Origin of the sequence: Salinivibrio sp. YCSC6, from assembly GCF_004916735.1 — a bacterium.
Taxonomy (GTDB): Bacteria; Pseudomonadota; Gammaproteobacteria; order Enterobacterales; family Vibrionaceae; genus Salinivibrio; species Salinivibrio proteolyticus.
The window spans coordinates 503187-528604 of the sequence record NZ_CP039517.1 but is presented as its reverse complement, the minus strand read 5'-3'; the positions used below and the strand labels follow the sequence as shown (position 1 = coordinate 528604).

Genomic DNA, 25418 nt, shown 5'->3' with positions numbered 1-25418 from the left:
CGTGAAAATACTGAACCACACCCTCATTCTTATAATATCTAGCTAAACTATTATTTGTACTGGGAGATTTTCATCAACGAGGCCGCGAGAGAGGATGAGAAATAGAATAATCCGTTGTCTGGGGATGTTTATCAGTCTTGTCAGCATTATGCTGAGTGCATCTGCATACTCAGAGCAGCCAATCCGAGTATTATTCATCAATCCTGGGCATGCATCAGAAAGCTTCTGGCAGGAAGTCGATCAGTACAGCATAGCCGCAGCGGACGCACTTGGGATCGAGTTAGACATCCGCCACGCCTCCCGTAATCACTTTGCGATGCGTCAGATACTCTCGGCAAGACTGAATAAACGCCCGCTCCCCAATTACGTAATCATTGTGAATGAAAAGCTAGCAGCCAATCACCTTTTTCCGATTTTACGTCAACACCCGATTTACGTTCAGGTCATCTTAAATGACATCGATGCAGACGTGCGCGCAAAACTGTTGAACGATCCTCATTGGCAACAATATTTGTTACCCAGCGTGATCCCAGATAATCGTTATATTGGTGAAAAAACTGCTGACGCCATGGTAAAAGCCGGTCACCAACAACCCGGCGAAGCGGTGATGATATCGGGCGATCTCACCACCCCCGCCTCGGTGGCCCGCGAAGCTGGCGCACGCGACTATTTCAAAAGCCATAAGCAAATTGAATTAATGCAGGTCGTTCATGGGCAATGGGATGAAGCAATCAGCTATGAACAAATGGGCACATTGCTGCAACGTTACCCAGCGTTGAGATACGTTTGGACCGCGAATGATCATATGGCATTTGGCGCCATCAAAGCGGCGCAAGAAATGGGGAAAAAGCCGGGTGAAGATATTTTTTTCGCCACAATCAATACCTCGGCACAAGTACTCGCCCTCAGAGAGCAGGGAACGGTATCAGCACTAGGAGGCGGACATTTCTCTGCAGGAGGCTTAGCGTTAACGCGCATTTATGCCCATGCTAAAGGCCTCCCATTACCGTTATTATGCGCCGACCAGTTGTTCCAGTTGATAGAACCCAACACATCCTATTTTTCTTTTTTACAGGCTGACAGTTGGCATCGTATCCCTTTCAAAAAAATGGCACGCCAGCCACGCTCGCACTGCGGTGCTGATAAAACAGAACGGAACATCCAGTGACCAAACTCGATATTAATTTAAAAGGTCTTCAAGCCCGTATCGCTTTTGTGGTACTCGCACTCAGTCTGCTGTTTTCTATCGGAAGCACCTTGTCTCAGATGTATATCAACTACCAACGTGCGGTAGCCACCTCGACCACGCTGATAGAAAATCGCAGCACGGACGCCGCAAGAGTGATTAGTCATGCACTCTGGGTGGTTGATTTAGAGCTCGTGCGTCGCAGTGTTAAAGGGCTGTCGATGATCCCAACCGTTTGCCGCGTTGAGGTAAAAGGCTTTGACGGAACCCAAATAAGTGAAGTCAATAGTACTAGTAGTCATTGTGACGCCAATCATCAGGTTCTTCTTAGCGTGCAAGGGAACAACATCGGAACACTCAACATGGTCGTTAACCGCTACGAGGTAAAACGTGAGGCCCTAGATAGCGCAACTCCCCTCGCACTCGTGCACTTCACCGAAGCGCTCATCATGACAGTGATTGTGCTTTGGGTGGTCACCCGTCTGTGTTCTCGTCCATTAAAACAATTGACCGATGCGCTGGATAGGTATCAAGCAGACAAAGCCAATCAAACGTGCGTACCGGTAAGTTTGATCCAACGCAGCGATGAGATAGGTAAGGTGGCACGTTCTATCAATGCCATGCAATCGCGTATCCGCGATGACTTTCTGCAAAAGCGCATAACCGAGCGAGAGCTACGACAACACCAAACCTTACTGGAAGAGCAGGTCGAACAGCGCACCAAAGCACTCAATTGGCAATCAAACGCAAGCTCTTTGCTCGCAGATATTTCCATCCAGTTTTTAAGCTCTGACTCCCACAACATCACGGAAGATGTTGAACAAGTGCTCCCCAGCATGGCAAAGCTTTTAGGAGTAGAAGCAATTAGCTGGTATGCCTTCGATGCCTATCGCGCTGAGCGCCGTTGCTATTGGCCACAGGACATTACCTTCGCCCCAGATGTGGTCGACCTAAGTGAAATGCACATGATAAAGCGTTGGCTTGCGGACACAGAAGCGCTTGTGGTTCCCCATGTCGGGCAGTTGGGTGAAGACGCCATCAACGAACGAACTTGGTTACGCCATCGCGGCATTCTCTCTATTGCCGCATTTCCGCTGACTGACGGCCGAAAAAGCTTTGGCATGATCACGGTGGCGAACCGTCACTTACCCTTTATTTGGGATAACAATAAAACACTGTTGCTCAAACGCTTTGCGACTGCAATCAGTGAGGTCATGATCCGCGAGCGCAATCATGTTGCCATGGAGCAGTTGCAAGAAGAATTGATCATTGCCAATGAGCGCCTCAAAGTACAAGCAGAAACCGACGATTTAACCCGACTCATGAACCGTCGCCCGTTCAAACGTGAACTCAGCAATCATATTTACGAAGGCATCAAAAAAAACCACCCTGTCGCGGTCATGATGATCGATGTCGACCATTTTAAAGCCTACAACGATGAGTATGGGCACTTACAAGGCGATGACGTACTCACTCAAATCGCGCGTGTTCTACTCACCCGCACCCAGGAGTATGAAGGCACGGTTGCACGATTTGGGGGAGAAGAATTTGCCATCACACTGCCCCCTAAGCATGGCGCACAGCTCGACGACTTAGCCAATGCGATTCGCGATGATATTGCTGAATTAGCGATGGCGCATGAGAAAAACCCTGATGGCGATTATGTCACTGTCAGTATCGGCGGGATCATCACGATACCGGGTGATGATATATCAGACTCCTATCTGTTAGAGGCCGCCGATCAGCAACTCTATCAAGCCAAAGACGACGGCCGCGATTGCATTAACATTCTCGACCAGCGAGAGAAAAAATAGCGAGCCAGCTCACGACCGTTTACGACTAGCCATCGACATTCATGACAGGACGATGACGGTATGCTACAACGCCAACATCATGGTGTGGCAGCTGCCTTTGCAATGCCCATCGATAAGCGCATCCGCGCAACATAATAATAAATTGTTATCGACTCAAGAAAAGGAAGCCCTATGAAAGTCGTTTTTATCCGTCATGGAAAAACCGATTACTCACTGGCAGACGCGCGCCAAATGAGCCAGTTGGAAAAAGACTATGCCCCCTTGCAGCGTGCGTGTATCCCTGACATTCAGGTCTTGGCCAGTCATCCTAGCTTACAGCAAGCAGAGATTATTCTGTCTTCGCCCTACACGCGTGCATTACAAACCGCTGAAATCCTTAATCGTCAGCTACAAAACCCGTTGTTTGTGGAACATGACCTACGCGAGTGGCAAGCGGATGTCAAAGGCAGCTATATTCCCCTTTCAGAGCGTGATAGACGCTGGCTTGAGTATCGCGAGCTGTTTGCCAATGGCAACGAAGTCACCAACGCTGGCTATGAATCGGCAACCTCGTTGCACCGCCGCGTCAGTGCCGTGCTCGATAGCTATCAAACCTACTCAACCATCGCCGTTGTCGCTCACTTTAATGTGATAGAAGCGATTGTGGGGTATCGTGAGCAAGGCATTGAATACGGCGAAATTATCGAATTTGATTATCAGCCCAGTCAATAACCCTCCGCGCTCAGGAGCGCACCCATACCGTGTAAGCGTTGACCCGTAGTCTCCTAATTTCGCAGATTACAGGTCAAAAAAGTCAGAGTAAGGCATGCAAAGGGTAACTGCTTGAGAACGATTTCCGTAAGAGCAGATACACTCGACATGCCTTGTTTGTTACAGACTTCAACAAGCGAGCACATGCCGTCCCTGAACTTGTCCCCCTCATCAGATGTCTCTATGCGCGAATTGAGATTGAATAACACTGCCACTGACGATTCACACGGCGTATAGACAACTGATACTAGATTGCTGCTTTCTTATTGATAACCGACATCAACAAAGAACAAAAATTACGAATAAATTATTCCAAACAGAAAATAAAAATGAAACCAGCAAAGCACTAATAAAATAAGCTTTTTGATTATTCCTAGTCACTCTTACCCTGCGTTTAGCCGCGTTATTCCAGTATTCACCCGTCTAAAGAATACTCTTAAATGTGACTTTTGCCACTATGAATGAATATTTTATTCCATAGAATCGCGATCAATTCAAAACCCATTCTTGAGAAGTGTCCGTCATGAAAGTTTGTTTGAGGCGGTTGATTGTTGAACACCCCGACTCTGTCAGTACAGAGGTTGATACCCTATCCATCTTCCAGATGCTCAGCGTCATCTATCAAGCAGATCAAAAACTGGCACTAGCGGTGGGAGCGATGCCGCGCACGGCGACTTCATTCATAACACCCTAAAGCAGCATCCTGCAGGTATGGCGGTATTTGTCGTTGACCTGCTTATTTCGTATGTCATCGGTTTTCTAGTGACCTACGGGTTTGATTACAACGCTTTGATTTTGCGTAGGAAAATACAGTAATGAAATTGAATAAGATCATTTTGAGTACAGCGATATTGTCTGTTGTCGGCTGTTCTAGTGGCATCAATAAACTTAGCAACCAAGAGCTAGAACAGTACCATCAGCAACCAGAGAAATACGCTGAATTCATCGTAAGTACGATGAATAAAAGAGAAATAATTGGTCAAACACTGATGATGGATTTCCGCTCATGGGGAAAAGATTCTTACACGGATGAAGACATCCCAGTGACTCGCATTAATGACGACATTAGCTCGATAATCACCAATTATCATATCGGTGGTGTGATTCTGTTCCGCCAAAATTTAGTGAACGCTTCGCAAATTATCGAATTCACAGACGCGCTTCAGCAAGCGAGTAGTAACTTGCCTCTTTTAATTGCAACCGACCAAGAAGGCGGTTACGTCACGCGATTGCAAACGGGGACTGAAATGCCGGGCAATATGGCGTTAGCCGCAACTGGCGATGCTAACAATGCCTATATTGCCGGCAAAGTGCATGGCGCTGAGCTATCCGCGTTGGGCATTAACTATAACTTCGGCCCCGTGGTTGACGTGAATGTGAATCAGAAAAACCCAATCATTGGCGTTCGCTCGTACAGTAGCAATATAGATGTGGTCAATGCGATGTCTAGCGCCTATATGGCGGGTATCCATGAGTCTGGCGTGATCAGCGCATTGAAGCATTTCCCCGGGCATGGCAACGTGAGCGTCGATTCTCACTACGACTTACCAGAAGTGAGCTACTCACGTGAAGAGTGGGAAGCGATCGACCTTGCTCCCTTTAAATATGCCATTGAGCAGGGTGCCGATTCCATTATGTCAGCGCACGTTACGCTACCAAGTGTGGATGACACCATGATTCAAGCGACCTTAAGCGATAAAGAAATGTTGGTCCCTGCGACCTTCTCTAAGCCTATTTTGACAGGTATTTTACGTGACCAGGTTGGCTTTGACGGTCTGATTGTTACTGATGCGCTAGATATGGGGGCTATCGCTGATAACTTTGATCGTAGCTATGCGGCTCATGCGGCACTTGTCGCCGGTGCTGATATTGCTTTGATGCCGCTTCAAATTACCCATCGAGACCAAATCAAACAATTGGAAAGTCTATTTGTCTATCTGGAAGACAAAATGGAGACCAATCCAGCGTTTCTTAAGCGCATAACGGAAGCCGCAACGCGCGTCGTCAAGAAAAAGCTCCAAATGGGCCTAGTCTACCAAGACACAAACAAAAAATTTGCCATCGACACTGTGGGCTCAGAAGCACACAAAGATGAAGAAAGAAAAATCGCTGATGCATCAATCACGCTTATCGAAAACCAAAATCATGTACTGCCGATCGACCCACGTGAAGTAACCAATATCCTCGTCATTTCAGACGAAGATAGCCGCAATGCACTTGTGAGCAAATATCTAAACGTCGTGAAGCAAGAAACCGGTAATCATCCACTGTTCATTAGCAAACTAAAAACAGTGTTGGCGGAAGACAACCTCAATACTCAAGCGCTTCAGCGAACAGTGGCAAAATCCGATTTAATTATCATGGCGACGTATAACCTTACTACCCATGCAGCAAATGCCCAGAAAATCGTAGACATCGCGAATGTGGAAGGCAAAAAGCTGGTAATGATTTCCACTCGTAACCCTTACGACATTGCCCATGTCAATGGTGTAAAAGCAAACATTGCGATTTACGGTATTACTGGTTTCGACGTGACTAACAACGACCGCAATTCACTTGAAGCCAATATTCGTTCTGGTATTCGTACTTTGTTTATGAATCCTGAAACAGGGCTTCCTTTGAACGCACCAACAGGGACGCTACCTGTAAATATTAAAAATGAAAACGGTGACGTTATTTATCCATTGGGTCATTCAGTCAACTACTAATAATTAATTATAGGAATAATAAAATGTTGAACAATAAATCAAAACTTATCCTATTAGCCGTGCTTCTACCCAATTTTGTTTTTGCGACAGAAGACAACGTCGTTGATTCTGAAACCAACGAGCAAGACCAAAGCTTTACCTCAGAGTGGAACCTAACGTCGAATATTTACATGGAGTTAGAAAAGTTTGAAGGGCATAGAGACCCAGATGGTAATGCCGTGATAGACAAGCTGACCCCTGTCGTGCAGCTATTCATTAACAACCCCAATTCAAAATGGAGTTATTTTGTTGAACATAAAGTGGCGCGCCGCTCAATCACTGAAGATCTCAACAATACGGAAAACTCCTTTCAACGGAACCGCACTCAGTTCGGGGCAACTCGAAATCTGATTCGCAATGATGATGTGGTTTTTAATCTGAATGCGACCTACCGAAAGGAATCTAACGATTCTGCGCCGGACACAGATGCACGAGGTAGCCACAACCTCTACTGGGTGATGCCAAGTGGCGAGTTCAAGATAACCGAAAAACTCTCGTTCTCTTACTGGGATGCATTTTACTATTATGATCGTTTTGTGGGGCAAAACGATTACGAATGGGAAGCGGAGCACGGTTTTTCTTACCGATACAGCGACGACTTCACGGCAAAAATCTACCTATACACTGATTGGACTTGGGATAACGACCGCAACAAGAACTGGGAACAAAACCAGATTCGCGGTTACTTCCCAACAAAAATCAATGACCACTGGAGCGTCATGCCTTACTTCCGCTACTTCATTAACGAAAAGATTTATGATGCCTCTAACAACTATAGCGTTATCAATGAAACAGACGATGGGCTGCGTTTAGGTTTGAATGTCGACTATAAACTGAGCCCTAAATCAACGTTATGGGCTGGTATGGCTTACGAAGAAACCAAATGGTCAGAGCCTAAGTCTGCGGGGTTAACCAGTGATTCCGACAACCGCCAAACATTCCACCTTGCTCAAATAGGTTGGAAGTATCAGTGGTAACGGTTTAAAAGCAAATACATTGAATCCGCAGGCACCCCCTGCGGTTTTTTCTACTCAATAGCCAACAGGCAGGCAGTAGTTTTGATGAGTGCGCATCGTTTGGCTATTAATGGCACGGGTGAACCATTCCCCCTTGCGTACGGTAAAAAGGGACGCCACAGCGTCCCTTTGCCGTCGCTACTATTTTGTCCGGCCATTATTGGCAATCACGCTTTGATACCAGTAAAAGCTCTTTTTGCGATGACGTGAAAAGTCACCACTGCCATCGTCATGACGGTCAACATAAATAAACCCATAACGCTTGCGATACTCTCCAGTGGTAAACGAAACACAATCAATACAGCCCCACGGGGTATAACCAATTACATCCACCCCATCTTGCGAAATTGCCTCTCCCAACGCCTCGATGTGTTGTGATAAATAGCTAATACGATAATCATCATTAATCTCGCCCGATGCCTCCATCGTATCCAGCGCACCTAAACCATTTTCCACCACAAAAATCGGTTTCTCGTAACGTTCGTAAAGCTCCGACAGCGCGTAGCGCAAACCCTTAGGGTCAATCTGCCAGCCCCAATCCGAAGCCGGTAAGTGCGGATTCAAACGACTGGCGCTGAACAATGCATTTTCATCTTCCTCGGGTGGGTTAGCATCGACAATGTTGGTCATGTAGTAACTGATCGCCAGAAAATCCGCGCGGCCATTTTCTAGAATTTGCACGTCATCGTCGTCCATTGCGACCTGAATCCCTTTTGCAGCCCATTGTGGCCAGATGTAATGAGGATAGTGACCCCTAACCTGCACGTCGCTGCATAAATATTTATCTCGCATCGCACGTTGAGATGTCAGTAGATCATCAGGATGGCACGTTGCCGGGTACAGCGGCATCATATGGATCATGCTGCCAATTTGAAAATCTGGGTTAATGACGTGGCCCAGCGCGACCACTTTGGCACTCGCCACGAATTGATGGTGCAGCACCTGATAAAGCATCTGCTCGGGGTGATCGTGTTCGGAAAAAATGACCCCTGAATTACAATAGCCAAACAGCGGATAGTCCCAATTCAGCTGATTGTTAATCTCGTTAAAGGTAATCCAGTAGGTGACTTTATCGCGATAACGCGTGAATACCGTTTCACAAAAACGGACAAAGCAGTCCACCACTTTGCGGTTGGCCCAGCCCCCATACGCTTTCACAAGGTGATAAGGCATTTCAAAATGCGACAGAGTTATCACCGGCTCGATTCCCTGTGATAACAAGTTATCAATCAAGCGGTCATAAAACGCTAATCCGGCTTCATTCGGAGTGGATTCGTCACCGTTAGGGAAGATCCGCGACCATGCAATCGAGGTTCGGAAACACTTAAACCCCATTTCTGCGAACAGAGCGATGTCTTGCGGATATCGGTGGTAAAAGTCAACCGCTTGATGATTCGGATACACCTCGCCATCCTCAATGTTATCGGTCATCTTTCTGGGAACACCGTGCTCACCTTTGGTCAACACATCGACAATGCTTATCCCCTTGCCATCGGCGTTCCAACCGCCTTCCACTTGATGCGCAGCCACAGCGCCACCCCAAAGGAAGTTCTCAGGAAATTTACTCATGTATCACCTCTTATCCGTCTTCGTCGCTAGCCTACCCCGTTCAACACTGCTGAAGTGTGAACTGAATCCAAGATTAATTGATAGTTAATATAGTTGCTGGAAACAGCCATGCCAGAGTGAATAAAAACGCAAAATAAAAGACAATTTATTCTGTTAACTTATTTCGCTGGCAGTGATACGCTTAAGTGATATACAACGGATACCGTTTGATCAGCCCACAAGGAGTATCAATGAGCATTTTTAGTCAGGTCGCGATTGTTGGTGGCACCCATGGCAATGAATTCAGTGGCATCTACGCACTTAAACAGTGGCAGCAGAATAGCGAGACGGTCACACGAAGCAGTTTTTCTACTGAGTTATTTTTCGCAAATCCCTGCGCATATCAAGCCAACAAGCGCTATCTCGATTGTGACCTTAATCGGCAATTTGATCCCAAGTTACTCGCTGATCAATCACTTGCTAACTATGAGCAGAGCAGAGCCAAGGTACTCAACCAGCAACTCGGCCCCAAAGGCGATCCGCGAGTAGATTTAATTATTGATTTGCACAATACCACCAGCAATATGGGCCCGACGCTAATTTTATTGACCCTAGATACCTTTAATACTCAGCTTGCTGCCTATGTCAGCGAACGCATGCCCGATGCGGTTATCTTAGTCGAAGATCATATAGAGCCCATTCAGCAAGCCTTCTTGTGCTCGGTAGCCAAACAAGGTGTGATCGTTGAAATTGGCCCCCAACCTCAATCGGTGCTGCGCCATGATGTGATGGAGTCGATGCATGAAATGACCACGCATATTCTTGACTTTGTTCATTTATTTAACATTGACCAAGTGCCTGAGTTGCCGGAAAAGATCACTGGATTCCGTTACACAGAAACACTGCACTTGCCTCAGGATGCATCTGGAGAACGTATTGGTATGGTGCATCAACATGTGCAAGACAAAGACTTTGTTCCGGTGAATCCGGGGGATCCACTCTTTATCTTGTTTGATGGCAGTGAGCAAACATGGCAAGGCGACTATGTAGCGTACCCACATTTCATTAATGAAGCCGCGTATTACGACAATAACATCGCCATGTCGATGGCAGAACGTATTGAGATCAACACCAAGTAACAAATCCATCAATAACACGAACAAGCACTGGGTTTTGTACTACGCTTAAGCTATTTCCGGCAGACGTATAGAGCCCAGTTGTGAGCAAGGCAATTGAACATCATAAAGACGTTGAGACGATACTGCCCTCGCTGTTTCGTAATCTAGATACCGCCGTTGTAATAGCCGACACGCAACGGCGCATCCAGTTTTTAAATCCCGAAGCAGAAGCCCTGTTTGGTTGTACACTGGAAAGTGTGAAAAATACCAGCACGCGAGTGCTATACGCCGAGCAAGAAGACTTCGATGCTAAGGGGCGTGAACGCTTTAATCCCGAGGCGGAGCCCTATTATCACAATGCCTATGTAGTAAGATACAAAACCGCCGATGGTCATGTATTTCTGGGAGAAACTCACGGTGGTCCAGTGTGCGATGATAACCAAGACGTTATTATGTACGTGGCCTTTATCCAAGATATCAGCACACGTGTTGAAGTAGAATCAGCTCTCAGCCAACTGCATTCCATTACGTCAGCGCGTAATCTCGACTTTAGCAAACGTGTGGAGCGCATTTTATCGCTGGGCTGCAAACACTTCGGGCTACCCATTGGCATTCTTAGCCAAATCGTCGGTCAACGCTATACCGTCCAACAAGCCATTCATCCCGAATGTGTGCTCCAAGCCGGTCAGGTATTTGATTTACAAACCACCTATTGTAGTCATGTCTATCAAGCCAATGAGGTCAAAGGCTTTCATCATGTTGGCGCCAGTGACATCCGCTCACATCCCTGTTACCAACATTTTGGTTTAGAAGCTTATATTGGCGCCCCCATTTTTATTGATGGGGAGCGCTATGGCACCCTGAATTTTTCTAGCCCAGAGCCCACTCGACCCTTTATTCCACAAGATTTCGAACTGTTGAGACTATTTGCTGAGTGGGTGGGTCATGAGCTGGCGCGACTACGTGACTGGGAAGCGTTAGAACATGCACAGCAACTGCTTGAGATCCAAGCCAATACTGACTCGCTCACCCAGCTCTACAATCGCCACTATCTGACTAATGCACTGACCAAGGAGCTGGCACGATGTGAACGTTACAAAAACCCACTGACACTGGCAGTCGTCGACTTTGACCATTTCAAGAATCTCAATGACACCTATGGTCACCGAGCTGGTGATATCGCGCTACAGCGCTTTGGAAATATTGTCAGGGAAGAATCGCGAACCAACGACATATATGGTCGCTGGGGCGGGGAAGAGTTTTTATGTGTGCTACCGGAGACCGATATAGACGGCGCGAAAGTGGTACTCCAACGTCTCGTCGAGCGCGTTCACGCCGAAGTCATCCATGTGGATGGGCAAACGATACGTTGCACCATCAGTATCGGTTACACCCATTTTGTGTCACACGATACACAAGATACGATCATTCAACGCGCGGATACCGCACTTTATAAAGCAAAGAGAAATGGCCGGAACCGAATCGAGCAGGCGTGATCCGATCCCAACCATGTAGTCCCTTATCGATTAGCTTGCAGGCTTATCCGCTACAACGTTAGCAGCAGTTCTCTGCCAGTAACGGTCATAATGGTAAAACGTGTTTGCCTTTCTCAGCGCCGCTGCTTTTTCCTCAATATCTTGGATTTGCTCTGCCGACACGCGAGAAGATGCCAACTCAAACTGGTCCATGGCTTGCTGACGGAGCTCTTTAAATTTACCTTGCCCGACAACATCAAGATACGCAGATAAATAGACCAAACCCTCGATGTATTCCTCGTCAGCGGGCTCATAGTAGGTGGTGTAATAACGCCCCAGCGCCGCCAACGACATCAAGTCACCTTGCTCGATGGCTTTTTTTCTCCATTCAACCGCTTTGGGGCTCTCACCGCGACGGATAAAATCACGATATAAGCTTTTGGTACCAGGAATGCCGCCCGCATTGGCAATCTGCTTTTTCACTTCAGCGGCAGCATCCAGTCGAGAGCTTGGAAACAGGAAAAAGCCTCGTTGCCCCAGCTCGATTTGCGACGCTTTGTGAAGCAAAGCGTCGACATCATTCGCGGCGATCGCTTCATCTAAATAGGCTTCTGCTTTGTCTTTATCGGTAGGATGTAAATATTCATACAGACTAAAAGCGGCTTCTTCTGGCGCCTCTTCATACCAAGCGTGCAAGACTTCTTCGTACTTGTGCCGCCAAATAATCCGGTGAGTGGCCGACAACCAAGTTCCTTCTTCGACCAGTAACTTCATGGCTGGAATGTAATTCGCTTTCGCCGCTTGAGTCAGGTAGTCCTGTGCTTCCTGAGAATACTCAAGCTTTTGCGCATCATCACTCAGCAACACAGCATATAAATACGCGGCAGGGGCAATCCCCTCATCCGCTGCGGCTTTAAGATATTTTTCCGCACGCTGGTAATGAAATTGCGCACGCGATAAGCGTCCATGTTCAAACAGCGCCTGCGGCGTCATAGCCTCAATGTCATAATCGTCAGCGATTTTCTCAACCGGTTCGATGGTGGCAAAAGGCGTCGCTTCTACTTCAACCTGTTCAGCCCAGCTATGACTACTAACCGCCAGAAAGCAGCCCAGCAGACTCGCTCTAAGTGTTGATTTATTAACCAATATTGACACTTGAACCTCCTGCAATCACCCCACCACAACTTACCGCATCGCCAATACGAGCGGCCGGCTTGCCGTCAATCATGACACTACCGGATCCCCCATTCACGGCACGCCCATGTGGCGGGTGTTTGGGTTTACTGTGAGGGGCCAACGGATCACCTTTACGCACCGCGGGAATACCATCGATTTTAACTGTCGATGATCCTGCGGTAATCGGTGTCGGCGGGAAACCATCATGGGCTGTCCCAATATGACCGACAAGTGCAGCTTTTGGCATACGAATCCTCAACTCTTTCTTTCGTTAACTATTCTGGCTTATACGCGGGGCGAGGCGATGTTGGCGACTTACCTTGATAGCCTGAGCCGCTCCCTGCACTGCCTCCAGCATTTAAGTTGATTGCTGGACCAATCAGGTGGACGCCCGCTGCGTCGACTTTCATCACACTACCACCGGCGGATACGGTAATCTCAGTACCGGCATCAAGCACGACGTTTGTCCCTGCTTTGAGATGAACCTCACGTCCTGCCGCTGCGGCAAAGCGATTGTTAATTTTTTCATGAATACTGCCACCAACTTCTAGGGTCGCATCTTTTTTGATGCGCGAGCGGTGCTGTTTCTCGACGGTCAAATGGCTATCGCCAGCCACTTTTGAGAACGCATCATTATCAATTTTTTTGTGCTGATCGTGGCGCACCTGTGTGATCGCATCATTCTCAACCCGTGTTTCCCAATCTTTCTGAGCGTGTAAATACACTTGCTCACTGCCTGATTGGTCTTCGAACGTGAGCTCGTTGTAGCCCTCGCCTTGGTGGCTCTCACTGCGCCAAACCGTCTTGGTTTTGTGTGCCGGTAAGGTATAAGGCGGCACATTGGTCGCATGATAGGTGCGGCCGGTGATAATCGGTTGATCCGGGTCACCGTGTAAGAAAGACACAATCACTTCATGGCCAATGCGGGGAATGGCCATCATGCCGTATTGGCTACCCGCCCAGCCCTGAGCAACACGAATCCAGCAACTGCTTTTATCATCGCCGTTGGAATAGCGATCCCATGGAAAGTGGACTTTCACCCGACCGTGTTCATCACAGAAGATTTCTTCGCCTTCTGGGCCCACAATCATACCAATAAGGGGGCCATCCACCTGAGGCTTGGGCTGCGGGGTCGCCCGCCAAGGGGTGGTGGCCGGAATAACCATAAACTGGTTCGCATAGGTGGTCGCACCCTGTCCACCCTCTTCTTCAAGGGCTTGTGGCTGCGTACCACGGTGCTGAATACGCACCACTTGCCACCATTGATTCATCTCGCGATTAAGATGATCCTGCAGCTCAAACCCATAGCCCGCTTGCAAGTGCATATGGTTACTTTTACCTATCGCTGTCACTTGTTCGCGAACCAAAAACTCTTTGCGGACCTGACTTAAGTGCTGCCCTTGCGCATCGTCTTTAAAACGTCCGGGGAAGTCGTACACCTCATAATCTTGGCGCTGATAGTCTATTCCCGATACCGCGTTATGCTGCAGGAAACTATAAGCCGGCTTTTTGAAGCTATAGTCCTTCATCACGGACGAGGAAGGAACAACGCGCGTGTGCTTTTCCATATGACTGATAAATGGCGCATCAATCACCGCCCCCGAGAGTGCATTATGGGCGATAGGCGTTTCTAGCGAGGGCAGTGCAGAAGGTGCATCTGTGATATACAAGTGCTGTTTATCGTCCTGCCAAACAAAGCAATAGATTAAGCCTTCCTCTGCCGCGATACGCTCTAAAAAGGCGAGATCGGTCTCGCGATATTGCACACAGAACTCACGCTCTGCGTAGTCTTTTGTTAATCCAAAGCCAACATCCGAGATATCCATTTCTTGGAGCAAGATGGATATAATTTGCGGCACCGTTTGGTGTTGAAAAATACGACTGTTTTGACGCAAAGAAAGGCGTGCCAACTCGGGCACCATCTGCACATCATAGTATGTGTGATGATGGCCGATATCGCCTTGTGAAAACTGGTTGATCACACCGCAAATTTTGCGTTCACAAACCCCATTGCGGTACAACAGCAAGGTGCCTTTACAATCTACCAATTGTTCCGGCGTTAGGGAGGAGTCACGGCTTGCTAAAGCAATATTATAACGAAAACCGTTACAGGTTTGTTGGTCGAACTCGGCACTAGAGAGGGACTCATGGCCTTGAAATTCTCTTACGACGAACGTTTCAGGATCGAGCCCCTCAACGTTAAATTCAAACCGCAACCTAGCCATGATGTCTCCTAAATCTTGTTTCAACCAAAGTGAACACTTGTGTAGCAATCCTTGACCAGTGAAAGCGTGCTACACAAGTGATAAAGCGCCAGCTCCAAGCCAGCGCTTCAACTCTATGCCCTTAGGCTTCGATAGGCTTACGCCAGTCGTCTGAGCCTGAAGTACCTGCGTTGACGTGGTCCCACGTGATTTTGCGGTAAGACATCGACACCGTCAGGTTCTGCGTAAAGTCTGACTTCGCCGGGTCTTGGCAATGAGGCATCTCGCAGTGAATGTCCACAATCGAGGCGCTTTCCAGCTTGGTGGTAAAGAAGTTTTCTTGTTTACCTTCAATCGATGTGCGGTACCACTTCAGCTCAACCGTTGACATCTTCTCGCCTGACGCCAGTGCGTTATAAAGCAACGGCACCGCTTTGTTGAGCGCAACAGTGAATTTAAATGGCTTGTGCACACGTTGGCCTGATGGCTGACCTGACTGAGGGTCAGTCGGTACCGTCACGTTGTGGTCAAACTGTTGTACCAGCATCTCGTCTTCGTGGCCTTCTACAAAGGCATCACCGATAGAATCCGCGGTGCAGGCACCGGCTGTAATCAAACCCTGAGTTTCACCTTCAATCGAGATATAACATGGCGTTGGCATAATCGCTCCTTTCTTATTAATGGAAGAGGCTTTCCAGTCGGTGCCTCTGTACGCCATCCCATATAGCGAAATGCATGCCAGCTTTTTTATCTCTATAATTCAGTACTTTACTCTCTCACTGACCAATTTTTTGCACGCCACAAGCAAGTTTTTGCTCGGCGAGGCAAGAAGTTGCTTCGAGTTATCCACTTTTACTGCTCACTGAGCAACTCGACTGTATTTTTGCTATAAACTTTACCCACTTTCTCCCATGGGATTGGGACAGTCGATACACCTGCATCTATTCCACGCTGCCTAACTCTTTGCGGTGTGGAACCTTGTCTATACTCGTCGGCAGTCGTACCATTTTGGTCACGATCTTTCTCTCGTACAGGATCCAGCTCTGCCAAATAGATAAATTTCCCACAACCCCACAGCCATACTTTGGCTTTTCCATTAGGTAACATACCAAAGAAAAATTCAGTTCTATAACAAGACGCATCAATAGTGCCATCACGTCTCGTATAGCTTAACTCTGTTGCCATTAACTCCTTCAACTTTGGAGAAAGGTCATATTTTGTCACAAAAAAACGCATATTAATGAGTGATGTCCAATATATATAAATACTATCCGGTAAGTGTTTATTTGATGAACCTAATTGGCGCCCACCTAGAGCAGTCAGAGGCGATATAGGGAAGCCAAAACCATCATAATCAGGAAACACAGTACGGACATATTCTAACTTACTTGTACTCATCGATTGAGCCAGACCATGGAGCGGCATTGTCCAATCTTGCTCTTCATTCACGCCATAGGCTTGTGTGATTTTAATGGGATAGAATGAAGGCATTACCACAGATACACGCCAAGGTTTTCCTGGGAGAGGCTCATTCTCTTTGCAACCGGTAAGGATACTTATCGATAAGCTTAATAGTATAACTTGGATAATCGTTTTATGACGCATCATAGGGCTGTGTCCAACAGATAGTGATGTTTTGGCCGAGAGACAGCATAACGTTTCAAAGCAAAGGAATGCTACCGCCCAGCGAGTGTTGTACCACTCACTGGGCGGGATATTTAGGATGTCAAATCAAAACGGGGAGAAAACTTTGAGTTCGGAACACTCCAGTATCAGCCGAACATAAAATCAGCCTTGTCCCCAATTATCGCTTTTAGTGAAGTAATCAATATAAATCATTGGCTTCATCTCAGCGATTTCCTTATCTGTCTCGCAGATACTTTCATCGTAATCACCTTTCTTAGGCCAATCACTGTCAAAACCATAAAAGTCCATATCTTTATATATCTTCTCGAATAACACAGCATGGCAGTATTTATCTCTGTTTGTTAACTCATTGCTTCTATCAAATGCCATAGCCCAAAAATAATTCCGGCCACCTGATTTTTTCAACCTATCAAAAAGAACAGTATTATCTCTTTCATAATATACTAACTTACTCATCGCAGGTATATAGTAGTTGTTGCTTGCTACTCTGAAGAGATCAAGTGATAAAATTTTTAGTTTTTCTGTACTAAACACTCTTCCTTCTTTTGTTTGTTTCCTTAATGAAGATGTATAGTCCATCAATGGCTGATAATAATGAGACTCCGCGAATCGGATCACCTCTTTAATATACTCTTCACGCTTTTCTACGGACTTATCAAGGCCTTGGTCTTTTAACAAAAAATACTGAGCACGCAGATCGCCTTGTGCTGCGAGTTTTTTAAACCCCTCAACAGCCTTTTGGTATATTTCTTCGGTACAGTATTTATTTTCGTAAGAGGTGTCTAAGCCAAGATCTTTCGCTACTTTATTGCCCAAATTTTTTGAGCCTATGTATGAAAGGCATATACTACTTTTATTTGATAGCCAATACGCTGCATAAGGATTACCTTCGCTCATTGCCTTAGCCAGTCGTGATATTGCCAAGCTGCGTTCCAATATGTTTATGATCGCCATCCTAGCATGTAAAATTGTCGCCTGAGTATTACCTTTTTCGATAAGGCGATTGAATTCTTCTTCTCGGCTATCACTCCAAGGTATACCCCGTTGTAACTTTAACATCACTTCATACATTTCATCATCAGGCCTGAGCGTGCTTGATATGTAAGGATCATCGGCAACTTTATCAATGTTCTCCTCAATGAAGTCTTTAAATAAAGGAATGTCATCTTCAGGGTTGATCGCCTTTTCTTTGCAACCGGAGAGGAAACTCATCGATATGCTTAAAAGTATAACTTGGATAATCGTTTTATGACGCATCATAGGGCTGTGTCCAACAGATAGTGATGTTTTGGCCGAGAGACAGCATAACGTTTCAAAGCAAAGGAATGCTACCGCCCAGCGAGTGTTGTATCACTCGCTGGGCGGGATATTTAGGATGTCAAATCAAAACGGGGAGAAAACTTTGAGTTCGGAACACTCCAGTATCAGCCGAACATAAAATCAGCCTTGTCCCCAATTATCGCTTTTGGTGAAGTAGTCAATATAAATCATTGGCTTCATCTCAGCGATTTCCTTATCTATATTACAGATGCTTTCATCGTAATCGCCTTTCTCAGGCCAACCACTATCAAAACCATAGAAGTCAATATCTTTATATATCTTCTCGAATAATACTGCATGACAATATTTCTCTTTCTCGGTCAACTCGTCACTTCTGTCTATAGCCATTGCCCAGAAGTAATAACGGCCACCGGACTGCTTCATTCTATTATAAAGAGTATGATTATCTGTTTCATAAGCCATCAATATACTCATTGCAGGTGTATAGTAATTATTACTCGCAACTCTATACAGATCTAGGCCGAGCTCTCTAAATTCTTTAGTGCGAAACTCTAGTCCTCTACGACTTGGTTTCTTTAATGTATGCAGATAGTCCATCAATGGTTTATAATAGTGACTCTCTGCAAATCGAATAATTTCTTTAATGTATTCTTCACGTTTTTCTACTGATTTATCAAGGCCTTTATCTTTCAATAAAAAGTACTGAGCGCGCAGATCGCCTTGTGCTGCTAAATTTTTAAAGCCCTCGACCGCTTTTTGATAGATTGCCTCGGTGCAATATTTATTTTCGTAAGAGGTGTCTAAGCCAAGATCTTTCGCCACTTTATTCCCTAAATTACGAGAGCCAAGATACATATGACAAATATTACTCTTGCTTGACAACCAGTAGGCTGCATAGGGGTTTCCCTTCTCCATCAAGTCTGTTAGTACTGATGCCCAATAGCTGCGTTTCTCGATATTTAATAATCCAGACCGAGCCTTGATGATCATGGCATGTTCATTACCTTTAGACATTAGCTTAGAAAAACGCTGCTGTATTTTGTCATCCCACGGAATTCCACGCTGTAAATCAAGGAGAACTTCATACATTTCATCATCAGGCCTGAGCGTGCTTGATATATAAGGATCATCGGCAACTTTATCAATGTTCTCCTCAATGAAGCCTTTAAATAAAGGAATGTCATCTTCAGGGTTGATCGCCTTTTCTTTGCAACCGGTGAGGATACCCATCGATAAGCTTAAAAGTATAACTTGGATAATCGTTTTATGACGCATCATAGGGCTGTTTCCAACAGATAGTGATGTTTTGGCCAAGAGACAGCATAACGTTTTAAAGCTAAGCAACGCTACCGCCCAGCAAGTGTTGTATCACTCACTGGGCGGTAAATATTTAGGACATCAAATCAATACGAGAGGCCTTTCAGTTTAAGAAAGTGCTAACTTTAACCGAACATAAAATCAGCCTTGTCCCCAATTATCGCTTTTAGTGAAGTAATCAATATAAATCATTGGCTTCATCTCATCGATTTCTTTATCTATTTCGCAGATTTCTTCATCGAAATCATCTTTTTTAGGCCAATCACTGTCAAAACTATAGAAGTCAACATCTCTATATATCTTCTCGTATAACAAAGCATGGCAGTACTTATCTCTGGTTGTTAACTCATTACTTCTATCAAATGCCATAGCCCAAAAATAGTTTCTTCCTCCTGATTTTTTTAATCTATCAAAAAGAACAGTATTATCTCTTTCATAATATACTAACTTACTCATCGCAGGTATATAGTAGTTGTTGCTTGCTACTCTGAAGAGATCAAGTGATAAAATTTTTAGTTTTTCTGTACTAAACACTCTTCCTTCTTTTGTTTGTTTCCTTAATGAAGATGTATAGTCCATCAATGGCTTATAACAATGCGACTCCGCGAATCGAATAACCTCTTTAATGTATTCTTCACGCTTTTCTACTGATTTATCAAGGCCTTTATCTTTCAACAGAAAATACTGAGCGCGTAAATCGCCTTCCGCTGCCAGTTTTTTAAATCCTTCGACCGCTTTTTGATAGATTGCCTCGGTGCAATATTTATTTTCATAAGAGGTATCTAAGCCAAGATCTTTCGCCACTTTATTCCCTAAATTACGAGAGCCAAGATACATATGACAAATATTACTCTTGCTTGACAACCAGTAGGCTGCATAGGGGTTTCCCTTCTCCATCAAGTCTGTTAGTACTGATGCCCAATAGCTGCGCTTCTCGATATTTAATAATCCAGACCGAGCCTTGATGATCATGGCATGTTCATTACCTTTAGACATAAGCTTAGAAAAACGCTGCTGTATTTTGTCATCACACGGAATTCCACGCTGTAAATCAAGGAGAACTTCATACATTTCACTTTCAGGACGAACTGTGCTGGATATATAAGGATCATCGGCTACTTTATCGATGTTTCTTTCAATAAAGTCTTTGAATAAAGGGATGTCATCTTCAGGGTTGATCGCCTTTTCTTTGCAACCGGTAAGAATACTTATCGATAAGCTTAATAGTATAACTTGGATAATCGTTTTATGACTTATCATAGTGCTATGCCCAACAGATAGTGATGTTTTGGCCAAGAGACAGCATAACGTTTCAAAGCAAAGGAATGCTACCGCCCAGCGAGTGTTGTATCACTCGCTGGGCGGGATATACAAGTAGTATGAAAATAATAAAAAGACGACTCTAGTATATTAGTAGCCTCTACTCCAGTCATCACTTTTAGTAAAGTAGTCAATGTAAATCATTGGTTCGATGCTATTCAATTGTTCACTAATATTACAGGTTAGATTACTCATATCTATTTTCCCTTCATAACTCCCACCAAAAAATCGATCACCGAAAATAGACTTGTATAGTTTGGCATCACAATATTGTTCCTTTGGACTCAAAGATTTTTCCTTATAATAAGGTCTAGACCAAAAATAATGCCATGCCCCAAGCATTTTTAATCTATTATAAAGAAAATCATCTTTCGGAGTGTTTTTATCAATCAAAAAAACAAAAGCCGGAATGTAGTTATTATTAGCTGCTATTTTTAGCAATTTTTTCACCTGAGCCTCTGATCTAGGCGAATAAAAAACTGTCTTTCCATCTTCTACTTTAGTTATATTAAAGTAGTAATCTATTAGAGGCCTATAATAGTGAAGTTCTGCAAATCTAATTACTTCCCTAATGTATTCTTCACGTTTTTCTACTGATGTATCGAGGCCTTTATCTTTTAATAAAAAGTACTGAGCGCGCAGATCGCCTTGTGCTGCTAGTTTTTTAAACCCCTCGACCGCTTTTTGATAGATTTCTTCGGTGCAATATTTATTTTCGTAAGAGGTATCTAAGCCAAGATCTTTCGCCACTTTATTCCCTAAATTACGAGAGCCAAGATACATATGACAAATATTACTCTTGCTTGACAACCAGTAGGCTGCATAGGGGTTTCCCTTCTCCATCAAGTCTGTTAGTACTGATGCCCAATAGCTGCGTTTCTCGATATTTAATAATCCAGACCGAGCCTTGATGATCATGGCATGTTCATTACCTTTAGACATAAGCTTAGAAAAACGCTGCTGTATTTTGTCATCCCACGGAATTCCACGCTGTAAATCAAGGAGAACCTCATACATTTCATCATCAGGCCTGAGCGTGCTTGATATATAGGGATCATCGGCAACTTTATTAATGTTCTCCTCAATGAAGTCTTTGAATAAAGGAATGTCATCTTCAGGGTTGATCGCCTTTTCTTTTTCCTTACAAGCACTAATAGCTATCACTACAAATAGCAAAAAAGCGATTTTTCTAATATTTTTATAAACCGACATCTTTCAGGCTCCAATCGATGATCTTTTCATTTTCTTCGGGTACTAATTTAATGTAATTATTATCTTCATCATTTTTAAGCTTAATTTCTTTACCTCGGTTACTAGCATTGGCCACCACTGAACGCGCATAGGCTCGATACTTCGTGTTGGTAACCGGACCTAGCCGTCTTGTATTGTCTGTTTTGGTGTAATTGGTTAGCACCATCGTATTACACAAAGCTTTGGAGGATTCATCAAAGCTATTACGCATCATGCTTACACTTCGTCCGCCAGCTGTTGCTCTGACTACGAATATTGCTATTTTGTACCAGCTCTCTCTGAATGCTTCCCACTGTTGAGGTTTATCCGCTCCTGCGTGTAGATCAGCCATCTCAATCAAGGCTTCTTTCCACTGCCGCTGACTGGCAAAAGGGCCATGCTCATCTTGGTTCGTTTTATCGTGACTTAACCAGCTCATGATGTTTAAGATTGCCTGTGCTTGGCGTTGATTTATAGACTTAGTACTTCCTTCTGAAGTATCTTTTGTTTGGCTTTTTATCAATGTTTTTAATAAATTACTCAGTGTATTAGTAGGTAGTTTTATCACCCAACTTCTTGACTGCGATATATATTCATCTTCTGTCAATCTTTTTGCCAAAATTGGCGCGTACTCTTTACTTGTAACATCCTTCTTATATGCCTCAATTAAGTTGGGAGGCAACAATAATACCTTGGAAAACGATAACCCTAAACCCACTGCGAGAGTTGCCAGATCATTTAGTATATTAAAGGTGTCATTCACACCGTTTTCATCCACCTCACCAAACACAGATAAGCGGCGGAAGTTACTACGCTTAAGTACGCCCAGCAAACAGTCAATAAAATCATCGGCATTGGCAGAATGAACCTCGATGGCAAAGGTGCCTCGGCAGCCTGGTCCCATTACAATACCGCCAGACGCTTTTAGTATCAGCACACCACCTTGAAAGACGATGCTGAAGTCGCGGTGCGCGCCAAGCCCATAAGCCGCAGACAGTTGCCCGTTAATTTTACCTAACGGCTTGGCTTTTTTCTGCTTAGGAGGGATCCAATAGATATCCGAACCGAGCGATCCGCCAACTTCTACGCCCATAAAGGCGTCAACTGTTGCCTCGGCCTGAGTCGCCACTAGGCTACTTTGGAGCTTTTTCTCCGTTTTTTCGGTCAGATTTTCGGTGGCGTTTCGGTAGATATTAGGATCGTCATGCTTGATAACACTGCCACGAATGCCAAAGCCTTTTCCATAGTCCGCTGGCCCTACGGTAATGCTGGTCCCCAGTTGGCATGTCACCCCGACAAGCCCATATAGCGCACCACTGATGCGAGCCATTAGTTTCCCAGCATCATAGTGGAATGTGCGTCCACTCTCATCGACATAATCTAAAATCACAGGATGCCCTGTCACTTCGGAAGCTGTCGATTTTTCGTCGAGTGCTTTGTTGTTATCGTTTTGGGGCAACCAAAGACAAACACTCACTTGACCTTGCAACACGCCTAGCGATGCAGAGATATTGCCTGACGCCCCCATTTTTTGCGGGTTTTCAAGCTGCCCTTTGTAGCTTGCTAAGGGCTGATTTAGAGCAACATCGCCTTGGGCCGCAGATGTAAAACGTAAAAATTGTGCGCCGGCGTCGGCAGAATAGGCGGGCTCGTTTATCCCCTCCACTTGGCCGCCCTGTATATGATAACTGTCTTGCCAAAAGACAGTATCAAATTTAGATTCGGCTTTTAGGGGGAGGAGGTTAATCGTAAATTTTTTATTTTTTATGCCGTCGAGCACGTCATCTAAGCTATTCGCCTCGATAATATTCGAGCTTTCGGTTTGTTGAGAGATGAAGGTGATGTGACGAGTGATGGGCTCCACATGCCTACATGCCTTGGCGTAGAAGTCATCTTGTTCATCCTTAGGCATATACCACTCAGGACCACGCAGATAAAAAACCTTACCTGTGGAGAGAAGGCTACATTCTACTGGCTGTATATCGTTGTAACCGGCATCGTTAGCAAACGCGCTAGTACTCTTGTTTTTGGGGCGATATTTATCATCGTCCCACACCATCGTCAAAGTGGGAGGCAGCGCCTCACTCTTCTTGTCAGCAAAAAAGAAAGGCAATGCACTCGGCCCTTGGTTAACGTTCGCCAGTGCTAGCTTTCTTAATAGCGCAATTCGTGCTTTAGCCACAGATTTGATAGTGAGAAGCTTGTTAAATAACTCATCCAGAGGCGTGCCTGCGCTTTGTCCTAGAATTTGGTTAAGTGCGTTTTTGTGCGACTCTAGGGTAATATCCATAAGGTGGATAACGGCTTTAGCGGGATAATACGCCCATGCCGCTTTGGTAATATCGTTAGCGAGGCTTTCTTCATCAAGGCTATTGTTGAGGACAGCAGAGCCAGTGATCTCTTCGTAGAGTTTGTTAATGATATCGATTTGATCGATTGATATCGGCTCAGGCGACGTCCGCCATGACTCTCCCTGACGACACAATACTTGCGGCCCTGCTGAAATATCACCGTCTTCACCCACAAGCTGTTGCTGGGTTAAGCATTGTTCTTTACAGGCAAAGCCATGATTATTCAGTTGTTTAATCGTCCACGATAAACCAGCGTTAATACGGTTGTCTTTACTCGGATCTTCGCTGACGCTCTGTAAGACATAGCTCGCTCGACTAGGTGGGGATTGGTAGAGATCTTGCCGTGTCAACGAATATTGGTAGTCACTAATATAACGCTCTATTGTTTCTTCTCGTCTCGACGTGAAATACTTAAGATCGTGTCGATAGACAAATCGCGTGCCATCATCAGTATTTACTTTACCCGCCCGCTTCTCTGCCGCGCCCTCGAGCTCTTTTGCACGCTCATCAATCGCATTTAGTACAGCAGCCTTTAGGCGCGCCATAATAGCGTTAGAGAGTGTGGTGTGGTGATTGCTCGCCATCGACGCGGCTGCATGATATTCACTGCCGTAATAACTGTGACTATGCCGGTCAGCACGCATAGTTAGTATGTCCGGATTGAGCCCTAAATCTTTAGCCGCATCCACTAAAAACATCTTAGGATCATCAGTACGTTTGTAAACATCACGCTCTACCACTAAACGTAAATAAAGCAGTCTCTTATAGTCTTCCCGTTCGTCCTCAGCCATAAACGCTTCATGAGGACGTGTAGCAAACTTGGACAAGATACCGAGCTTGTTGATGTTTGCCAGTGTTGCCTCATTGTCACCTTCAACAACCGCATCTCGCATCAGACCGCTTTCTTCTTCGATAAGGTCCTTGGCTTCTTGTGTGATGGCATACCAGCATCTCTCACCCGTTTCAGGATGAGCGGGGACGTATAAAACATCGACAAAATCGGCGATCTGGCACTCTTCTTCCGTTGCCGGCTGCGTGGGGGGCGGTGTAAGTGGTGTACGAGACGTATCCGTATTGGCAGGTTCCGGTAGCTCTATCTTTAGCGTATCTCCAGCATAGATAAAATCGGGATCTTTGATTTGCGTGCTGTTCAGCTTGAGAAGGTCCTCGATAGAAACACCAAACTTTTCAGCAATCAGACTTAAGCAGTCACCTTTCGTTATTTTATATTCTTTCAT

18 protein-coding genes are annotated in these 25418 nt (G+C 45.3%); 7 read left to right on the top strand and 11 right to left on the bottom strand.

Features of this window, described 5'->3' with window-relative positions:
* Positions 1-94: 94 nt before the first annotated feature.
* The 5 genes from E8E00_RS16215 (at position 95) to E8E00_RS16195 (ending at position 7474) form a co-directional block, all read left to right on the top strand.
* A complete protein-coding gene (locus E8E00_RS16215) occupies positions 95-1168 on the top strand; it encodes an ABC transporter substrate-binding protein (RefSeq protein WP_084781503.1) in 1074 nt (357 codons plus the stop codon).
* Positions 1165-3000 (top strand): diguanylate cyclase domain-containing protein, encoded by a 1836-nt coding sequence (locus E8E00_RS16210; RefSeq protein WP_096631861.1) that lies wholly within the window; start codon positions 1165-1167, stop codon positions 2998-3000. Before E8E00_RS16215 ends, E8E00_RS16210 begins: the two co-directional genes overlap by 4 nt.
* 171 nt (positions 3001-3171) lie before the next feature.
* Positions 3172-3711 carry a histidine phosphatase family protein gene (locus E8E00_RS16205; RefSeq protein ID WP_096631863.1) on the top strand — a complete coding sequence of 180 codons (540 nt, stop codon included), beginning with the start codon at positions 3172-3174 and terminating at the stop codon, positions 3709-3711.
* 854 nt (positions 3712-4565) lie between these two features.
* A complete protein-coding gene (locus tag E8E00_RS16200; protein ID WP_096631866.1) occupies positions 4566-6458 on the top strand; it encodes a glycoside hydrolase family 3 protein in 1893 nt (630 codons plus the stop codon).
* 23 nt (positions 6459-6481) lie between these two features.
* Positions 6482-7474 (top strand): OmpG family monomeric porin, encoded by a 993-nt coding sequence (locus E8E00_RS16195; RefSeq protein ID WP_096631869.1) that lies wholly within the window; start codon positions 6482-6484, stop codon positions 7472-7474.
* Positions 7475-7654: 180 nt separating this feature from the next.
* Here the strand turns inward: E8E00_RS16195 and E8E00_RS16190 are convergent, their stop codons facing one another.
* A complete protein-coding gene (locus E8E00_RS16190; protein WP_096631872.1) occupies positions 7655-9082 on the bottom strand; it encodes a 6-phospho-beta-glucosidase in 1428 nt (475 codons plus the stop codon).
* 230 nt (positions 9083-9312) lie between these two features.
* On the opposite strand from E8E00_RS16190, the gene E8E00_RS16185 reads away from it, so the two are divergent.
* Together E8E00_RS16185 and E8E00_RS16180 are read left to right on the top strand one after the other, a co-directional pair.
* The gene (locus E8E00_RS16185) at positions 9313-10200 is read left to right on the top strand and encodes an aspartoacylase (RefSeq protein ID WP_069590448.1); all 888 of its coding nucleotides are present in this window, start codon (positions 9313-9315) and stop codon (positions 10198-10200) included.
* A gap of 80 nt (positions 10201-10280) precedes the next feature.
* Positions 10281-11675 carry a diguanylate cyclase gene (locus E8E00_RS16180; protein ID WP_096631875.1) on the top strand — a complete coding sequence of 465 codons (1395 nt, stop codon included), beginning with the start codon at positions 10281-10283 and terminating at the stop codon, positions 11673-11675.
* A 30-nt stretch (positions 11676-11705) separates the two neighbouring features.
* Here the strand turns inward: E8E00_RS16180 and E8E00_RS16175 are convergent, their stop codons facing one another.
* The 10 genes from E8E00_RS16175 to E8E00_RS16130 all read right to left on the bottom strand — a co-directional run bounded on the left by E8E00_RS16175 (position 11706) and on the right by E8E00_RS16130 (position 25418).
* The gene (locus tag E8E00_RS16175) at positions 11706-12809 is read right to left on the bottom strand and encodes a hypothetical protein (protein ID WP_096631878.1); all 1104 of its coding nucleotides are present in this window, start codon (positions 12807-12809) and stop codon (positions 11706-11708) included.
* Positions 12793-13077 carry a type VI secretion system PAAR protein gene (locus E8E00_RS16170; protein ID WP_069590453.1) on the bottom strand — a complete coding sequence of 95 codons (285 nt, stop codon included), beginning with the start codon at positions 13075-13077 and terminating at the stop codon, positions 12793-12795. The genes E8E00_RS16175 and E8E00_RS16170 overlap by 17 nt, the downstream gene beginning before the upstream one ends.
* 28 nt (positions 13078-13105) lie before the next feature.
* Entirely contained in the window at positions 13106-15055 is a 1950-nt protein-coding gene (locus tag E8E00_RS16165) for a type VI secretion system Vgr family protein (protein WP_096631880.1), read from the bottom strand.
* 121 nt (positions 15056-15176) lie between these two features.
* Positions 15177-15695 carry a type VI secretion system effector Hcp-2 gene (hcp-2, locus tag E8E00_RS16160; RefSeq protein WP_069590456.1) on the bottom strand — a complete coding sequence of 173 codons (519 nt, stop codon included), beginning with the start codon at positions 15693-15695 and terminating at the stop codon, positions 15177-15179.
* 191 nt (positions 15696-15886) lie between these two features.
* Complete coding sequence (locus E8E00_RS16155) at positions 15887-16642, bottom strand: DUF2931 family protein (protein WP_240531965.1); 756 nt, start codon at positions 16640-16642, stop codon at positions 15887-15889.
* A gap of 180 nt (positions 16643-16822) precedes the next feature.
* Positions 16823-17941 carry a tryptophanase gene (locus tag E8E00_RS16150; protein ID WP_096631883.1) on the bottom strand — a complete coding sequence of 373 codons (1119 nt, stop codon included), beginning with the start codon at positions 17939-17941 and terminating at the stop codon, positions 16823-16825.
* A 180-nt stretch (positions 17942-18121) separates the two neighbouring features.
* A complete protein-coding gene (locus E8E00_RS16145; RefSeq protein ID WP_096631885.1) occupies positions 18122-19240 on the bottom strand; it encodes a tryptophanase in 1119 nt (372 codons plus the stop codon).
* Between the two features lie 180 nt (positions 19241-19420).
* Entirely contained in the window at positions 19421-20539 is a 1119-nt protein-coding gene (locus tag E8E00_RS16140; protein WP_096631887.1) for a tryptophanase, read from the bottom strand.
* 150 nt (positions 20540-20689) lie between these two features.
* Entirely contained in the window at positions 20690-21811 is a 1122-nt protein-coding gene (locus tag E8E00_RS16135) for a tryptophanase (protein WP_096631889.1), read from the bottom strand.
* Complete coding sequence (locus E8E00_RS16130) at positions 21798-25418, bottom strand: LysM domain-containing protein (protein ID WP_168174079.1); 3621 nt, start codon at positions 25416-25418, stop codon at positions 21798-21800. The genes E8E00_RS16135 and E8E00_RS16130 overlap by 14 nt, the downstream gene beginning before the upstream one ends.

Bases quoted from the DNA above. Each gene is read 5' to 3' on its own strand.
- E8E00_RS16145 (WP_096631885.1), bottom strand. From the start codon at position 19,240: ATGATGCGTCATAAAACGATTATCCAAGTTATACTTTTAAGCTTATCG.
- E8E00_RS16190 (WP_096631872.1), bottom strand. From the start codon at position 9,082: ATGAGTAAATTTCCTGAGAACTTCCTTTGGGGTGGCGCTGTGGCTGCG.
- E8E00_RS16170 (WP_069590453.1), bottom strand. From the start codon at position 13,077: ATGCCAAAAGCTGCACTTGTCGGTCATATTGGGACAGCCCATGATGGT.
- E8E00_RS16165 (WP_096631880.1), bottom strand. From the start codon at position 15,055: ATGGCTAGGTTGCGGTTTGAATTTAACGTTGAGGGGCTCGATCCTGAA.
- E8E00_RS16155 (WP_240531965.1), bottom strand. From the start codon at position 16,642: ATGATGCGTCATAAAACGATTATCCAAGTTATACTATTAAGCTTATCG.
- E8E00_RS16205 (WP_096631863.1), top strand. From the start codon at position 3,172: ATGAAAGTCGTTTTTATCCGTCATGGAAAAACCGATTACTCACTGGCA.
- E8E00_RS16200 (WP_096631866.1), top strand. From the start codon at position 4,566: ATGAAATTGAATAAGATCATTTTGAGTACAGCGATATTGTCTGTTGTC.
- E8E00_RS16215 (WP_084781503.1), top strand. From the start codon at position 95: ATGAGAAATAGAATAATCCGTTGTCTGGGGATGTTTATCAGTCTTGTC.
- E8E00_RS16130 (WP_168174079.1), bottom strand. From the start codon at position 25,418: ATGAAAGAATATAAAATAACGAAAGGTGACTGCTTAAGTCTGATTGCT.
- E8E00_RS16135 (WP_096631889.1), bottom strand. From the start codon at position 21,811: ATGTCGGTTTATAAAAATATTAGAAAAATCGCTTTTTTGCTATTTGTA.
- E8E00_RS16195 (WP_096631869.1), top strand. From the start codon at position 6,482: ATGTTGAACAATAAATCAAAACTTATCCTATTAGCCGTGCTTCTACCC.
- E8E00_RS16150 (WP_096631883.1), bottom strand. From the start codon at position 17,941: ATGATGCGTCATAAAACGATTATCCAAGTTATACTTTTAAGCATATCG.
- hcp-2 (WP_069590456.1), bottom strand. From the start codon at position 15,695: ATGCCAACGCCATGTTATATCTCGATTGAAGGTGAAACTCAGGGTTTG.
- E8E00_RS16185 (WP_069590448.1), top strand. From the start codon at position 9,313: ATGAGCATTTTTAGTCAGGTCGCGATTGTTGGTGGCACCCATGGCAAT.
- E8E00_RS16140 (WP_096631887.1), bottom strand. From the start codon at position 20,539: ATGATAAGTCATAAAACGATTATCCAAGTTATACTATTAAGCTTATCG.